Origin of the sequence: Erwinia amylovora (assembly GCF_017161565.1) — a bacterium.
GTDB classification, from domain to species: Bacteria; Pseudomonadota; Gammaproteobacteria; order Enterobacterales; family Enterobacteriaceae; genus Erwinia; species Erwinia amylovora.
Window position 1 is genome coordinate 3,102,575 of sequence record NZ_CP066796.1, and the last position, 15,996, is coordinate 3,118,570.

Consider the following 15,996-nt stretch of genomic DNA (forward strand, 5'->3'; position numbering starts at 1 on the left):
TTAACTACCTAATCCAAAAGGATTTCCAATGGGCTCTAAGACGGTTTTATAATTAGAGAAAAAGAACTGCGTCCCGCCACCTGTTCCAAATCCTTGGGACGGATCTTGTGATAAAGCCTTACCAGTACCAGCAATTGTTTCTCTTTTAATACGGTAAGCTTGTATTTTACTTCTATATCCATATGTTGGGTGAGGTAGAACTTGTAAGCTTTTCCAGAGTTTTTCTCTGCTACCGCCAGCCGCATCCAAAGTGGCTTTGTCAAAATAGAAGCCAGACTGTCCAGGTGCACCACCATAAACAATGTCACCTTCTTTTAGCATAGTATTTGACCACGAATCACGACCTTTATAAATTCCTCTTCCCTGCCACTGTCTACCAAATGCTGCCTGATTATGATCATTTTCTTTAGTAGGTGCACATCTGGCTTTTAATCCCAGCGGGTCGATCCAATTGAGAGGGTCAGGAACGTAAGCATAGGTATTCACTCCCCCCGCCAACCCGATCGGATCTGTCTGAGTAAACCTTCCACCCACCGGATCATAATAGCGGTATAAATTATAGTGAAGCCCGGTCTCGGCGTCAAAATACTGCCCCTGGAAGCGCAGATTCTGCCGCAGCCCGCGCGGGCTGCTTTCGTGCTCCGCTTCACCCCACGCCGAGAAACGCCCCTGCCATACCCGTTCGCCGTATTCATCCGTCATCCGCTCCGGCAGGCCGTTCAGCTCCGTGTGATACCAGAACACCTCGCCGGGGTCGTCCTCGCCCACGCTGTCCACCCGCGCCAGCGGCTCCCAGCCGCCCTCGCCGTAGATATAGCGCGTGCGCCGCTGCGGCGTGCGGCTGCTGCGCTCGCCCACCATCCGCAGCCCGCTCCAGTCGAAGTGGATAACCTCGGCGTTTTCTTCCGCCTCGCCGTGGCGGTAGAGGATCTTCTGCGTGCGCCGCCCCAGCAGGTCATAGCGGTAGACCGCCCGGCTGTACTCGCGGTGGCCGGTCAGCGTGACCTCGCTGACGCGGTGTTCGTCGTCATAGGCGAAGCGCTGCTCTGTACCGTCACGCCCCGCGCGCCGCCACGCCAGGCGGCCAAAGCCGTCATACTCCCAGCGCGCACCCTGTAGCCGCAGCAGCAGGTTGTGCCACACCGTCTGGCCCGGATGGGCCGTGCGGTTGCCCGCCGCGTCGTAGTGAAAACGCTCCGCGTGCTGCGGCCGCAGCCGGCTGGTCACCTGGCCCAGCGCATCGTAACCAAAGCGCTGCTGCGCAAACTCCGCCTCGTCCGCCTTCGCGCCGCCGCCCTGAATCAGCATCTGCTGCGTCACCCGGTCCAGCCCGTCCCACTGGTAGCGCCGCTCCAGCAGCGCGCTGCGCCGCATCACGATGCGCCCGGCCCGGTCATAGCGCGTCTCCAGGCTCAGTGGCCCCTGGCTGCGCGTCACCTCGCGGTGCAGCGCGTCGCGACGGTAGCCCGCCAGCTCCACGCGGCGGCCCGCCTGTTGCAGGTCAACCTGCAGCAGGTGCCCGCTGCCGTAGCGCATAAACCGCAGCGCCGCCCCGTCGGGTGTCGTGCTCTGCTGCAGGTTGCCCAGCGCATCGTACTGATGCTGCCAGCGCCCGCCTTGGTTCTCCTCACTTAGCAGGTTGCCCAGCGCGTCGTGGCTGAAGGTCAGCGTTTCATCCCACTCTGCCGCCCGCCCCGCAGACTGCGCCTGCCGCCACCGTGCCAGCGCCACCCTGTGCAGCGTGATGCCATGCGGCTGATATGCGTACGCGGTTCGCTGTTCCGCCGTCTGCTTCGCGCTGATGCGACCCAGCGCATCGTACTCCATCAGCGTGGTCTGTTCGGGCAGCGGCGGCGTATCATTCGCCAGCGGCTGCCGCGTCACCGCCGTCAGCTGCCCCAGCACGTCATAGCGATAGCGGCTGCGCCTGCCGGCATAGTCGGTCTGCGCCAGCAGCCGCACGCCGTTGTCATATTCAAACTGCCAGCGTTCGCCGTTGGCGTTGATTAATCCGGTCATGCGGCCAAAGCGGTCATAGCGGTAGCGGGTGGCGTGACCCGCCGGGTCGATCTCACCGATCACCTGACCGCGCACGTTGCGGTTTACCCGGCGCTCGCTGTGGCCATCAACGATTTCGGCGCACGGCTGCCCGGCTTCGTCGTATTCATAGCGCGTTTCGCGGCCGTCGGCGCGGAGCAACATGCGCAGACGACCGGCCGGACTCCACTGCCAGCGCGTACCGTTGCCGGCGGCGTCCGTGTGGCTGACCAGCATGCCGGCGGCATCATAGCAGCGGTGGCTCTTCTGTCCCGAGCAGTCCTCGTCGCGCAGCAGCTGGCCGCGTGCGTCCCACCAGAAATGCTGGGTGTTATCCAGCGCGTCGGTGCGGCTGATAAGGTCGCCCTGTGTGTTCCAGTCAAAGCGGGTAACGCCGCCCTCAGGATCGGTGACCGTCACCAGGTCACCCGCGGCGTTGTACTGATAGCGCCAGGCCGCGCCGTCCGCCGTCACCTCCTGCTCCGGCAGCGCCCACACCGGGTGCCAGCGGGTCAGCGTCGCCCGTCCGAGCGGATCGGTGACCCGCGTCAGGTTGGCGCGGTCGTCATAACCGTATTCCCAGCGCCGCCCTTCCGGGCCTTCGCTGCTGAGCAACAGTTCACCCTCCTCCGCCCAGCGGTAGCGCCACTGCGCGCCGTAGCCGTCGGTCCAGGCGGTAATGCGGCCCTGCTCATCCCAGCAGTGTTCGCTGCTGCTGCCGGACAGGCAGGTGACGGTAGCGCGCCGCGCCTGTTCGTCACAGTCAATCAGCCAGTGTTCAAGGCATTCCGTGCCGTCGCAAACCTGGTACTCCGCCACCCGCCAGTTTGCCGCACCGGCTGCGGGCTGCCAGCGGTAGGTGATGTTCATCCCGCTTGCATAGCCGTGTGACGCCAGCAAATCGCTGGCGCGATCCCAGCTGAAGCGGCGGGTGACTACGCCGTCAGCATCCCGTACCGCCAACAGTTGCCCCCCGGCGTTGTAGTCGTAGCGCACCAGCAGCCGGGGCGCACCGTCCACCTGCTGATGCACCGCCGCCAGCCGCCCGTGCTGCGGCTCATAGCTCAGGCGCACGTCCAGCGCCTCATTATCACCGGTGATGGCTACCAGCTGCCCGGCATCGTTCCAGCTGAAATGCTGGCAGTTATCGTGACGGTCGTACTGGCGCGCAATGCGCCACTCACCGGTGCGGGTGCTGTCAGGCTCGTAGAGGAAGAACTCGCCCTGTGCGGTCTGCATCACCAGTACGCCCTGCAGGGTGCAGTAGAGGGTGAAGCCGTCTTCGTGGAACTGGATGACGTCGCCGGGGCGCACTTCGCCCAGGCCCAGCTCGCGGCCGGAGATATCACGCCAGGTGAAATGCAGGCTGCCGTCCGGCGCGCGCACCTGCAGCAGACGGGTCTCGAACGGCAGCATCCAGCCGCTGCCGAGCATGCCGCAGGCGGCGTTGCGGCTGTGCCAGACACGCTGCCAGTAAAGCGGAATGCGATCCTGCAGCACAAAGTCGAGATCTTCTTCACCGGCGAGGATCTTGGAGCCAAGAGCGATATTCACCGGATGCGGGGTGTGGGAAGCCGCACGCGCCACCGCGCCACCGCCCGCCGCCGCGCTGGCGGAGATGGCCGTTCCGGCCGCTTCCCCGCCCAGGGCGCAGACGGTCTGGCGCAGCGCACGCCGCACCATCAGCCGCGCCACGCTGCGATCCAGCAGTTGGATGGCCATTGCGCCCAGCTCTTTACCCAGCCCGCCACCCAGCAGATTGCCGATAAAACAGGCGATGGCGCTTTTACCGCTGCGAATTTCGCGCACCACCATGGTGTTACCACCGATGCGTACCCGCGTATCGTCGCTGACTTCGACCTTCGCTTCGCAGCTGCTGCGGTGGCCGTTGCGCACCGCCGGCTGGCCGTTAATCAGCACTTTTTCGCAGCCTTCGGCCAGTACGTTATCGGCATCGGATGCATGCTTGCTGCACAGGATGCTGTCCCGGGCGGCCGGGGAAGCAAAGGGACTGGCGCTCTCCACCACCGGCCGTACGGTGTCGTGCCAGGTATGTTTAAACAAGTCGCCGACATCCTGTGCGCTGGTCTGGCTGATGCTGTCGCCCAGCGCGCTGAGGAAGGCACCCGGATGGCGCACGGTATCGGCAACGCCGGCCGCCATCGCCATGGCGACAGTAAGCGCATCCACTGCCGGACCTTCAGCCGGAAGATCGGTGATCATATCCACAATGCCTGCCGCACGCGCCGCCGCTTTCCCCCTGATGCGCACGTTGGGAGAACCGCTGGTGATGGTGGCATCCGGCGGGCCACGCATGCCGAGGCTGTCCAGCAGGCCATCGACCGTATCGCTGACCAAGCTGCCGATGCGTTCCGGAAAACCGTTGACCATGGCCCCGACCACCAGCGCAGCACCCAGCGCCACGCCAACGCCGCTGGCGGCCATCGCCGCCCCGGCGGAAAACACCGCGAGGTAGATCGCCCCTTCCGCCAGCCCGCAGGCAAAGTCAGCCAGCAGCGAGCTGTGAACCAGCGGATCGCCGAGGGTTGCCGCCGTTAACTTATCCGCCATCGCCCGGGCCTCCCGGTGCCGTTGTCGGAATAAAGCCCTGGCGGATATCGTCCCAGACGGCCAGCGCTTCCGCATCAAAGCCCCCGCTGCAGCTGAAGGTGAGCGCCAGCAGGTGGCTTTCCAGCCTTACCACCAGCAGCCTTTGTGCCACTTTGACGCCTTGCGTCTCGAAGCGCATGGCGATTTCACGCGCGGGCAGCGGCCCGAAGCGACTCTCCTGCGGTTCATCGCCAGCGAAGTTTTTCATATCACGCTTTACCTTCACCAGCTGTTGGTCAATATACGCCTGTTCATCGCCGGGCCGGACGTCCCAGGCGCGGGTGATCACCAGCGTGGCGCGCGACTTCAGCAGTTTAACAATGGTGACGCTGTGGTCCTGTGCCGTTTCCGGCAGCAGGAGAATACCTTCCGAAAGGACATATTCTGCTGGCTGGCTCATGCATCGCTCCCTGAATCCGGGGCTTTAAAGGCCTGGTTCACCAGGCTGGTGATCTCACCCGGCGTGGGCTGCGGGGCTGCGCCTTTAGCCGGCTGCTGGATATTGAGATCGAGCGTACCGCCGGTATTGATTTCCCCCTGCCCGGAGGCGTTGATCTGCAGGTTGCTGCACTGCAGCGAAATGGTGCCGTTGGGATCAAGGATCAGCATGCTGTCACCGCTTACCAGCCTGATGCCCGCACCGGAGGCTATATTCAGCAAGCCCTGCACGTTGAGAACGTAATCATCGCCGACCAGTTCCGTGCGCGTGTGCTGCGTCTGCTGGTTATAATGGCCTGATACCGAGCAGTTGAGCGTTTTTTGCACCGTCAGAGACTGATTACCGCCCACCTGGTGGCTTTCGTCGTTCTTCACCTGGGTATCCATATTGCGCTCGGCCTGGATCCACAGCTGCTCCTCGCCCGCCTTATCCTCGAAGCGCAGCGCGTTGGCGTTGTCCGGCGTGCCGTCCTTCGAGCGGCTCATAAAGCCCATCTGCGTCGCGGCGGCCGGCAGCGCCCACGGCGGCATGCTGGCCTCGTTGTACACGCGCCCGGTGATGATTGGCCGGTCCGGGTCGCCGTTGATAAAGTCCACCACCACCTCGTCGCCCACCCGCGGGATCTGCACCCCGCCGTAGCCCTGGCCCGCCCACGCGCTGGAGACGCGCACCCAACACGAGCTGGTGTCGTCGCCCTTCGCCAGCCGGTCCCAGTGGAACTTCACCTTCACCCGGCCATATCTGTCGGTCCAGATCGATTCCCCCTTCGGACCCACCACCTTCGCCGTCTGCGGGCCGTGGGTGCGCGGCCACGGCGTTTCCGGCGGCGCGCGGAAGGTCACGGCGGAGGGGATCACGCGGATGGCGATATTGTGCTTCGTGCCGCTGCTGCCGTCGCCGCTGGCGTACCGGTTCTCTTCAAATTCGTAGTACGCCTCCGTGGTCAGGTACTCGCCGTTATCGCTGATAAACGGCGCGTTCAGTACCGTGAAGGTGTGGCCCGGCGCCAGCCCCAGCGCGGTGCCGGCGGCGCTGATTTGCTGGTGCTCCGCCTGCCACACCTCCTGGCGGATGCGCGCATAGAACTCGCCGTGGTCGTGGTCAACGAAATGCCCCGGCCAGTCGTAGACGTCGATGGCGCCCGGCTGCGGCGAGGCCGGGTTCTGCCGCGCCTGCAGCATCCACGCGTTCGGCTTGCGGAAGTCGTAGTCGTCGATGCTGTACATCCCCGGCGTTACGCTGTCCTCCAGCGACCACAGGCCGATGCCCTCTTCGCGGGTGCTGCCGCCGGACGGCGTGACGTGGTACGGGATCGCCTCGTAGCCGCTGAACGGCCGGTGCTGCTGCGCCGCGTCCATCAGCACCAGCGTGTGCCCGTCCGCCTCGTGGCGGAAGTAGTAGTAGATCCCTTCCAGCTCCATCAGGCGGCTGATAAAGCTGAAGCTGCTCTCCTGGTACTGCACGCAGTACTCCCAGCTGCGGTAGCTGCCGGTCAGCCGATCTTCCAGCGTCACGTTGTACTCGCCCAGCAGGGTTTTGACGATCTGCGGCACCGTCTGGCCCTGGAAAATGCGCAGATTTTTGTCACGCTTCAGCGGCCACAGGTCCGGCTCCATCACCAGGGTGTACACCGCATAGCGCGTGCCGCCCAGCGCCTGGCTGCTGACCGAGACTTTGGTGATTTTGCCGTTCAGGTAGCGCGTGTTCAGCAGCCCCTGAGTGGGAATGCATACGGTGATCGGCTGGCCGAGCAGCGCCCGGCGCTCGATGCGCGCATCGGTGCTTAGCAGCTGCACGCTCAGTTCAAACGACTGCGACAGCGCCTCGCGCCCGCTCAGGCGCCAGAACAGCAGGCCGTCCATCGGCAGCTGCACGGTGATACGATCAAACATAACTCTGCTCCTTGAAACAGCGCCCGCACGGTGGCGGGCGTGATATAAATTCTGCGGTTTTAGCAGCCAGGCACCAGCATATTTTACTGATGACAATCATGACGACTAATATTAAACGATTGGAAATAAAAATGGTGAGATGAGACATTAAGTCGGTTGATATAATTATCGGATTTAGTGCATGCAAACTATTCAGCCACGCGCCTGTTAACGCCGGGAAATATTGCAACTGAATATCGTTAAGCCCGGCAGCTTATCCGCCGTCAGTAATAATCACTCTTCAATCATTGTTATAGTTGATAAAAACAGTTCCAGGCAGCGCTTATTTTCTTCGTAACGATAGTCTTTATGATTTTTATGTTTCCCGACCAGTTCAGCATAGCACCAATAATCAGCCTGCTTGAATATCACCATATGATAGTAGGCGCGCATATTTTCCGTCGCGCTGAATATTTCGCCGGTGCAGGTATAAAAAACATCGCTTGAAGCCTCATTAACTTCATTAGCGACGATCTCCATTTCCCTGGCATCCAGGGTTATCCCGTTATCCTGTTGATGAAAACGTGCGGTGGAATCTCTGTAAACGTCATTCGGTGATTGATAGCGTTCTTTTGGATAGAAGCAGATGTTCACCACACCGTAATTAATATCATTCAGCGTGTGTTCAACCACCAGGCGATTATCTGCTATACCTTTGGCTTTCCACGAAGCGGGGATCTTAAACGAGCTGGTTTTATTTACGTCGACCGAAGTCAATAGTTCAGCCGTTGCCAGATTACTGCGGTGCAGAAGATCCCAACTGACGACAATGGCAAAGATATCGCTGGCTAATGCCGCATAGTCGCGCGCGGCACAGGATGCTTTCAACAGGAAGTAATTACCGCCACCGTCCTTCGGGTTGTAGTCCTTTTGCACCGTATAGCGCGAAATCACCTCATCGCCGGAACCATGCGTTTTCAGGGTTAACACATCGGCAAAACTGCCGCTGCCCGAGGGGTTATCAATGATACGCTGATGAAGCACTTTTTCCCCCATCATATCAAGACGGTTAAACAGCCAGTCCGAGGCATTCATCTCCCAGCGGCAGTGCTGATACGCCGCCCACACTTCCAGATACGGCGACTCGTCGTTAGTGATATAACGCCCGATATTGGTTAATCCCACTTCAGGGAAGTTTACCGGGGTCAGTTCGGCAGGCTGTACTCTGTGCGGCAGCACCACCCAGTAATGCAGCATTTGCTGATCTGCTGAGGTATACAGACATTTCCAGAAGCGCTGTTGCACCTCTTCCTGCGTGAAAGGAGATTTTAGCGGAAAGTCAAAACCAAATTTAATGCTCATCGAAATACCTCAACGACAGATAATCACGCCAGCCAAATGCCATAAAAGATTAACACGCTACCGCATGAAACAACACATTTCGCCAGTATAAGTAGCGATGGGGAAAAACCCTTTGAAAGCGATGAGAGCGCTTGATAATTTTCTGAGTTATATTTTTTATGAAATCTCATAAACCCTGAAAACATTGTACATAGCATGACAATAAGAAACTTCATTGCCAGGACTGCGGTAAATGATGCTCCCACGGCCATAGTTAAAAATTTCGCCGTGGAAATAGTAATGACAGGCCACACCAATACAAGATTCTTTAATGCAAAACCGAATATAATAGCACCAACAATCACTCCAATAAAACTTAGACCAAATAGCAACCATGTTTTTTTGCTAAAATTATCCTTTCCATTCCACAAATAATAAAAATTAACAAATAAGAAAATCAAAAAAAACATCCATTTCATTATCACTGCCCCCACTAAACTTATCAATCCCCAATTAAAACCGTGACACAACCCGTATTAACCCCACCATCACCAGAATCAACTTTAGCTATTATTTCACTTTCACCCCCCACACCCTTATATATATAATCTACGATTTTCTTGAAAGCAACTTTCAACGAAACATCACCTTTAAGGCCAACTACTATCGCAAGTTCGCCAGATAAACGTGCATTTATAGAATAATCGGTAGTATCGAAGTACCCTGTAAATCCCGCAGATGCACCTACGCCACCTCCAGTCCCCCCGAGCTTAGCCTCCGATACAAAAACGCCATAGACATCTATATTCACCGCGGCCTCGCCCTTAACGACTGCCGTTTCCGCGCCCGCTTCGGCGTTAAATCCATAACGCCCCTGGTTACCTTTATATACCTCACCGACAAGCTTTGTTTCGGCGGTGGCAACCGTTACATCCCCGGTGATACTGCCGTACAGTCCGCTCTGCCTTCCCGCTGCAGCTGTTCCGCCATATTGAACGCCGCTGGCAGAGGCGCTGGTGTTAAAACCGGCAATGTCGCTATCACCGCTATAGCCATAATAGGTCCCGCCAGCATTGCCGAAAGCAACCTTAGTACGGCTTTCCCCCCTTAACAGGCTGCCACTTTTCATATTGCCCAAAGTGAGGTCTGCCCAGGCAAATCCCAACGAGGCGGTGTCTGGATCACCATCGCCGGTTTTATCTTCCGTACTGGCGAAAGCCCCCAGCATGCGCGCATCGTAGAGGTCGCCGTGTAATAACCCGTCTTTAGCCGCGTTTTTGGCCAGGGTTGCGCCCCAGTACTGTGGCGGCGCGGCTTTAGGGGGCTGGGCGGGCGGTTTCCCGCCGCTGTGGCACTGGGTTTTATCTCCCCGTCTCGCCAAAGGTCGTCCGTTGACGATTACGCTGGCAGAACCGCCGACGATAATCCCGCCGCCATGCTGCGAACAGCTTAACGTGTCGCCTTTCCTTGCCGCCGGGAAACCGCCAATGATGACATCAGGGCTTCCGGATTGTATTGGGCCACTGTGAGCGCCGTTATCAATTCGCGCTCTGGCCGCTGGCTTACCCATGCAGATCCCTTATCCCGTCCGGTTAGCTGTTCACTTTGACCAGCGCACCTTTGATATCGGTAGCGTTGGTTCCGGTAATGCTGACGGTGTCATTAGCACTTAGCTCCGCATTGGTTCCGCCGCCCAGCAGGGTAATGTCTGTGCCTTTAAATAAGGCCCCTTTCTCGCTTTCCGCCATCAGGTCCCCTTCCGCTACCTGAATTTCGATGGCTGAGGGGGTGATCAGGATATAATTATTTTTCACCTTCAGCCTGATGCTGGCAGTGGCTTCAAGCAACGCGTTGCCCTGCTTATCCATGGTCAGAACGGCCTGATCCCCGCCCACGTTGATGGTGTGTTTCGCCCCGGTATTGCTGGTCGCATCCACGCCCACGTTAGCCAGCATGTTGCGTTTAACGGTGCTTTTCTCGTCGCGGCCAATGGTTTTATGGCGATCGATGCCCACATCATGGGTTTCGCAGTGCTCAACCTCGGTATCCATATTTTTTTCTGCATGGATCCAGATTTGCTCATGACCGGCCTTATCTTCAAAGCGCAGCGCGTTGGCCGCGTCTTTATGTCCGTCCTTCGAGCGGCTCATAAAGCCCATCTGCGTCGCGGCGGCCGGCAGCGCCCACGGCGGCATGCTGGCCTCGTTGTACACGCGCCCGGTGATGATTGGCCGGTCCGGATCGCCGTTGATAAAGTCGACTACCACCTCGTCGCCCACCCGCGGGATCTGTACCCCGCCGTAGCCCTGGCCCGCCCACGCGCTGGAGACGCGCACCCAACACGAGCTGGTGTCGTCGCCCTTCGCCAGCCGGTCCCAGTGGAACTTCACCTTCACCCGGCCATATCTGTCGGTCCAGATCGATTCCCCCTTCGGACCCACCACCTTCGCCGTCTGCGGGCCGTGGGTGCGCGGCCACGGCGTTTCCGGCGGCGCGCGGAAGGTCACTGCGGAGGGGATCACGCGGATGGCGATATTGTGCTTCGTGCCGCTGCTGCCGTCGCCGCTGGCGTACCGGTTCTCTTCAAATTCGTAGTACGCCTCCGTGGTCAGGTACTCGCCGTTATCGCTGATAAACGGCGCGTTCAGTACCGTGAAGGTGTGGCCCGGCGCCAGCCCCAGCGCGGTGCCGGCGGCGCTGATTTGCTGGTGCTCCGCCTGCCACACCTCCTGGCGGATGCGCGCATAGAACTCGCCGTGGTCGTGGTCAACGAAATGCCCCGGCCAGTCGTAGACGTCGATGGCGCCCGGCTGCGGCGAGGCCGGGTTCTGCCGCGCCTGCAGCATCCACGCGTTCGGCTTGCGGAAGTCGTAGTCGTCGATGCTGTACATCCCCGGCGTTACGCTGTCCTCCAGCGACCACAGGCCGATGCCCTCTTCGCGGGTGCTGCCGCCGGACGGCGTGACGTGGTACGGGATCGCCTCGTAGCCGCTGAACGGCCGGTGCTGCTGCGCCGCGTCCATCAGCACCAGCGTGTGCCCGTCCGCCTCGTGGCGGAAGTAGTAGTAGATCCCTTCCAGCTCCATCAGGCGGCTGATAAAGCTGAAGCTGCTCTCCTGGTACTGCACGCAGTACTCCCAGCTGCGGTAGCTGCCGGTCAGCCGATCTTCCAGCGTCACGTTGTACTCGCCCAGCAGGGTTTTGACGATCTGCGGCACCGTCTGGCCCTGGAAAATGCGCAGATTTTTGTCACGCTTCAGCGGCCACAGGTCCGGCTCCATCACCAGGTTGTACACGGCATAGCGCGTGCCGCCCAGCGCCTGGCTGCTGACCGAGACTTTGGTGATTTTGCCGTTCAGGTAGCGCGTGTTCAGCAGCCCCTGAGTGGGAATGCATACGGTGATCGGCTGGCCGAGCAGCGCCCGGCGCTCGATGCGCGCATCGGTGCTTAGCAGCTGCACGCTCAGTTCAAACGACTGCGACAGCGCCTCGCGCCCGCTCAGGCGCCAGAACAGCAGGCCGTCCATCGGCAGCTGCACGGTGATACGATCAAACATGGAATGACTCCGGGAAAACAGCGCCCGCGCGACGGCGGGCGGGGGATTAGCTTTGCGGATTTAACAACCACGCACCTTCATGTTCGATGGTGATGGTCTGGCTGCGCGTCTGGCGGCCGTTGGAGATGCGGAACTGATACTCGCCCGGCGGCAGTTGCAGGGTGGCGAAACCGTTGGGGGATGGCATCAGCGCTTCGGCCTTGCCGTTGATCTCCACCTGGTCACCGCGTGCCAGCTGCAGCCAGACTTGTGCCACGGGTTCCGGCGGCGGTGCGACCGTGGGCTGCGCCGGAGCGGCCGCCGGGGCAGCGCTGGCTACCTCCGTAGCGGTTTTCGCCGCCGTTGGCTGGCTGCTCTGGACAGGCGCATCGCCGCCGCCCGAGTTCAGCAGCGCACCCACGCCAATCCCCACCAGCACCCCGGCGGCAATCAGCCCCGGCAGCTTATAGCGCTGCAGCTTGTTGGCCACCGTCGGCGTGGGATCTTCATCCTCCACCGCCACCAGCATGGTGCCGGGGGCATCGACTTTAGTCTTATGAATGGCATCGGGATCTGATGCTTTCAGCTCCATCAGCGCCGCCAGCTGGTCAACGGTCTGCGGGCGGTCTTCCGCCTGCAGCGCCAGCGCCCGGTCAATGGCGCTCAACAGCGCCAGCGAGTAGCCTGCCGGACGGCGCTGCGCTAACGGCTGGTAGTTGTCCTCAATGCTGCGCACCACGCTGACCGGCGGCGGCGAGCCGACAATCAGCGTATGCAGCACCGCGCCCAGCGCGTAGATATCGGTCCAGGTGCCCTGTTCGCTTTCGTTATCGTCGCTGTACTGTTCGATAGGGGCGAAACCAGGCTTGAGCATGGTTTCAGTTTCATCAGACAGGTTGCCAATCGCCTTACGCGCCGAACCAAAGTCCAGCAGCACCGGCACGCCGTTATCCTGAATCTGGATATTATCCAGTGAGATATCGCGGTGCAGGTAGCCTTCCTGATGGATGGTGTTAATGGCACCAAACAGCGGCGGCAGCAGCTTGCGGATCCAGGCTTCATTAATGATTTCCGGGCGCTGCTGCTGCAGGCGCGACAGCGTGGTGCCGCTGTAGAACGCGGTGCCCATATAGGCGGTATCGTTCTGCACCCAGAAGCGCAGCACGTGCAGCAGGTTTGGGTGGGTAAAGCGCGCCAGCAGGCGCGCCTCCTGAATAAAGCTGTTCAGCCCGGCATGGAACGTTTTGCTGAAATGTTCACTGCGCAGTACCAGCGTCAGATCGTCGTTGCGCACCGCCAGCGAGGCGGGCATAAACTCCTTGATGGCAATGGTACGTTCCAGCTGATGATCGCGTGCACGGTAAACAATGCCAAAGCCGCCGCCGCCAATCACCTGCTCAATTTCAAACTCATTGAATCGGTAGCCAACCGGTAATGCATTCGGCATCCCCTGGCTGTTATCCTGATGTGACATAATTGATAACTCCCTGATAGCTAATGGCTTTACGCCTCAAACTGACACTGGAATTCGCCCTGCTGTAACGTAACGCGCAGGCGACGGAATTGTTCGTCGCGCGCGCTGGCAGACAGCAGCATCTGGCTCATTTGCGGCAACAGGGTATTGGTAAGAATGGCGTCGACCATACGGCCGCCGGACTCCACTTCGGTACAGCGCTGAACAATCTGGCTAATTACGCTGTCATCCACGTCGGAGATGATACCGTGATTCTCTTGGAGCCGCCGCTGAATACGCTGTAATTGCAGACGGACGATATTGGCCAGCACCTCATCACTGAGCGGGTAGTAAGGCACCACCAGCAGGCGGCCCAGTAGCGCCGGGGGAAACACCTCCAGCAGTGCCGGGCGCAGCGCCCCGGCCAGGTCCTCTGGCTGCGGCATCAGCTCCGGGTCGGCACACATGGCGCTAATCAGCTGCGTACCGACGTTAGAAGTGAGAATGATAATGGTATTGCGGAAATCGATATGCCGCCCTTCTCCGTCCTCCATCCAGCCCTTATCAAACACCTGGAAGAAGATTTCATGCACGTCCGGGTGCGCTTTTTCAATTTCGTCCAGCAGGACCACGCTGTAAGGGCGGCGGCGCACCGCTTCGGTCAGGACGCCGCCTTCACCGTAGCCAACGTAGCCCGGCGGTGCACCTTTCAGGGTGGAAACGGTATGCGCCTCCTGGAACTCGCTCATATTGATGGTAATGATGTTCTGTTCGCCGCCGTACAGGGTTTCCGCCAGCGCCAGCGCGGTTTCGGTTTTACCCACCCCGGATGGCCCGCACAGCATAAAGACCCCGACCGGCTTGTTCGGGTCGTCAAGGCGGGCGCGTGAGGTGCGCACCCGTTTGGCAATCAGGTCAAGGCCGTGGCGCTGACCAATCACCCGTTGATTCAGGGTATCCGCCAGCTTGAGCACCGCGTCGATTTCGTTTTTCACCATCCGTCCCAGCGGAATGCCGGTCCAGTCGGCGACCACCGCCGCCACCACGTTGGCATCCACCGCCGCGAACAGCAGCGGGGTGTCGCCCTGCAGTTCACGCAGCTGCTGCTGGCGTTCGGCCAGCTGCTGATGCAGGTTCGCCGGGTTTTCCGCCGTCTCTGCGCTAAGCTGCGCCCGCAAGGCAATCAGGCTATCCACCAGGCTGCGCTCCTGCTGCCAGCGTGCGTTCAGCCGGTCGCGCTGTGCGGCCAGCTCCGCCAGCTGCTGTTCCAGCTGCGTGACGCGCCCGGCCTCGCCGATGCCGACTTTCGCTTCGCGCCCGGCGATATCGCGTTCAATTTCCAGCGCATGAATGCGATGCAGGCAATCTTCCAGCTGCGGCGGCCGGGCGCTCTGGCTGACGGCGACGCGCGCACAGGCGGTGTCCAGCAGCGCCACCGCCTTATCCGGCAGCTGACGCGCCGGAATATAGCGATGAGAGAGTTTAACCGCCGCCGCGACCGCCTCATCCAGCAGCAGGATGCGGTGATGCTGTTCCAGCGGGCTGACGGTGCTGCGCAGCATCAGCAGCGCTTTTTCTTCGTCCGGCTCGTGCACCTGCACGGTCTGGAAGCGGCGCGTCAGCGCCGGGTCTTTCTCAATGTACTTTTTGTATTCCGCCCAGGTGGTAGCGCCGATGGTGCGCAGCTGGCCGCGTGCCAGCGCCGGTTTCAGCAGGTTGGCGGCATCGCCGGTGCCCTGCTGGCCGCCCGCGCCGACCAGGGTGTGGATCTCGTCAATAAACAGCACGATCGGCGTCGGGCTGGACTGCACTTCGTTAATCAGCGCCTGTAGCCGCGCCTCAAATTCGCCCTTCATGCCGGCTCCGGCCTGCAGCATGCCGATATCCAGCAGCCACAGCTGCACCTGTTGCAGCGGTTCCGGCACATCGCCGGCGGCGATACGCAGCGCCAGCCCTTCCACCACCGCCGTTTTTCCCACCCCGGCTTCCCCGGTCAGTAGCGGGTTGTTCTGGCGGCGGCGCATCAGAATATCCACCATCTGGCGGATCTCCTGGTCGCGTCCGGCCACCGGGTCGATCTTGCCGTCGCGCGCGCGCGCCGTCAGATCCTGGGCATACTGCGCCAGCGTGCCCTGCTGCTGCGGCACCTCGCCACCGGGCGTCTGCGGGGCAGCGCTGACCTGCCGGGCTTCTTTGCTGTCGCCAAATACCCGATCGAACTGCTCCAGCAGCACGTCAACGCTGACGCGGCTGAACTGCGGCGAGATGCCTTTCAGCAGGTTGGCAAGGTTAAAGGTTTTCAGCAGGCCGGTAAGCAGGTGGCCGCCACGGATCTGCTGTACGCCGAACTTCAACGAAGCGTAAACCCAGGCGCGCTCCACCGCGCTGTCGATATGTTCAGACAGGTCAGAGACCGCGCTGGCTCCGCGCGGCAGCCTGTCGAGCGCCGCCACGATATCCCGCGTCAGCGCCTCTTCATCCAGTGAAAAATGGCGGATAAGCTGCTGTAAGTCACCGCTCTGTTGCTGCATCAGCTGATGCAGCCAGTGCACCAGCTCCACATAGGGGTTGCCGCGCAGTTTGCAAAACGCGGTGGCGCTCTCCAGAGAGGTAAATAACAGCGTATCCAGTTTGCCGAACAGTACGGCGCGGCTGATTTCTGACATGATGGATCTCAGTAGTTAGTATTCTGTTTAAAAACGGCATGAT

Annotated in this window: 9 protein-coding genes; all 9 read right to left on the reverse strand. The window is 60.4% G+C overall.

Translation table 11 applies throughout. The features are described from left to right. The 9 genes from JGC47_RS14165 to tssH all read right to left on the reverse strand — a co-directional run bounded on the left by JGC47_RS14165 (position 1) and on the right by tssH (position 15,953). The gene (locus tag JGC47_RS14165) at positions 1-4,608 is read right to left on the reverse strand and encodes an RHS repeat-associated core domain-containing protein (RefSeq protein ID WP_013035848.1); all 4,608 of its coding nucleotides are present in this window, start codon (positions 4,606-4,608) and stop codon (positions 1-3) included. Then, positions 4,598-5,047: a DcrB-related protein gene (locus tag JGC47_RS14170; RefSeq protein WP_013035847.1), complete on the reverse strand. Its 450-nt coding sequence runs from the start codon at positions 5,045-5,047 to the stop codon at positions 4,598-4,600. Before JGC47_RS14170 ends, JGC47_RS14165 begins: the two co-directional genes overlap by 11 nt. Next, a complete protein-coding gene (locus JGC47_RS14175; RefSeq protein ID WP_004159864.1) occupies positions 5,044-6,978 on the reverse strand; it encodes a type VI secretion system Vgr family protein in 1,935 nt (644 codons plus the stop codon). Before JGC47_RS14175 ends, JGC47_RS14170 begins: the two co-directional genes overlap by 4 nt. A 273-nt stretch (positions 6,979-7,251) precedes the next feature. Further along, complete coding sequence (locus JGC47_RS14180; protein WP_004159865.1) at positions 7,252-8,319, reverse strand: hypothetical protein; 1,068 nt, start codon at positions 8,317-8,319, stop codon at positions 7,252-7,254. Positions 8,320-8,342: 23 nt separating this feature from the next. Continuing rightward, positions 8,343-8,777, reverse strand: coding sequence for a hypothetical protein (locus JGC47_RS14185; RefSeq protein WP_013035846.1), 435 nt, complete (start codon positions 8,775-8,777; stop codon positions 8,343-8,345). Between the two features lie 23 nt (positions 8,778-8,800). Beyond that, entirely contained in the window at positions 8,801-9,868 is a 1,068-nt protein-coding gene (locus JGC47_RS14190; protein WP_004159867.1) for a PAAR domain-containing protein, read from the reverse strand. 22 nt (positions 9,869-9,890) lie between these two features. Next, the gene (locus tag JGC47_RS14195; RefSeq protein WP_004159869.1) at positions 9,891-11,855 is read right to left on the reverse strand and encodes a type VI secretion system Vgr family protein; all 1,965 of its coding nucleotides are present in this window, start codon (positions 11,853-11,855) and stop codon (positions 9,891-9,893) included. Positions 11,856-11,901: 46 nt separating this feature from the next. Further along, the gene (locus tag JGC47_RS14200) at positions 11,902-13,308 is read right to left on the reverse strand and encodes a serine/threonine protein kinase (protein ID WP_004159870.1); all 1,407 of its coding nucleotides are present in this window, start codon (positions 13,306-13,308) and stop codon (positions 11,902-11,904) included. A 29-nt stretch (positions 13,309-13,337) separates the two neighbouring features. Continuing rightward, positions 13,338-15,953, reverse strand: coding sequence for a type VI secretion system ATPase TssH (tssH, locus tag JGC47_RS14205; protein ID WP_004159871.1), 2,616 nt, complete (start codon positions 15,951-15,953; stop codon positions 13,338-13,340). Positions 15,954-15,996: the final 43 nt, after the last annotated feature.

What these genes read in the sequence shown, in the direction of transcription:
- JGC47_RS14165 (WP_013035848.1), bottom strand. Translation starts at nt 4,608, where the DNA reads ATGGCGGATAAGTTAACGGCGGCAACCCTCGGCGATCCGCTGGTTCAC.
- JGC47_RS14170 (WP_013035847.1), bottom strand. Translation starts at nt 5,047, where the DNA reads ATGAGCCAGCCAGCAGAATATGTCCTTTCGGAAGGTATTCTCCTGCTG.
- JGC47_RS14175 (WP_004159864.1), bottom strand. Translation starts at nt 6,978, where the DNA reads ATGTTTGATCGTATCACCGTGCAGCTGCCGATGGACGGCCTGCTGTTC.
- JGC47_RS14180 (WP_004159865.1), bottom strand. Translation starts at nt 8,319, where the DNA reads ATGAGCATTAAATTTGGTTTTGACTTTCCGCTAAAATCTCCTTTCACG.
- JGC47_RS14195 (WP_004159869.1), bottom strand. Translation starts at nt 11,855, where the DNA reads ATGTTTGATCGTATCACCGTGCAGCTGCCGATGGACGGCCTGCTGTTC.
- tssH (WP_004159871.1), bottom strand. Translation starts at nt 15,953, where the DNA reads ATGTCAGAAATCAGCCGCGCCGTACTGTTCGGCAAACTGGATACGCTG.
- JGC47_RS14190 (WP_004159867.1), bottom strand. Translation starts at nt 9,868, where the DNA reads ATGGGTAAGCCAGCGGCCAGAGCGCGAATTGATAACGGCGCTCACAGT.
- JGC47_RS14185 (WP_013035846.1), bottom strand. Translation starts at nt 8,777, where the DNA reads ATGAAATGGATGTTTTTTTTGATTTTCTTATTTGTTAATTTTTATTAT.
- JGC47_RS14200 (WP_004159870.1), bottom strand. Translation starts at nt 13,308, where the DNA reads ATGTCACATCAGGATAACAGCCAGGGGATGCCGAATGCATTACCGGTT.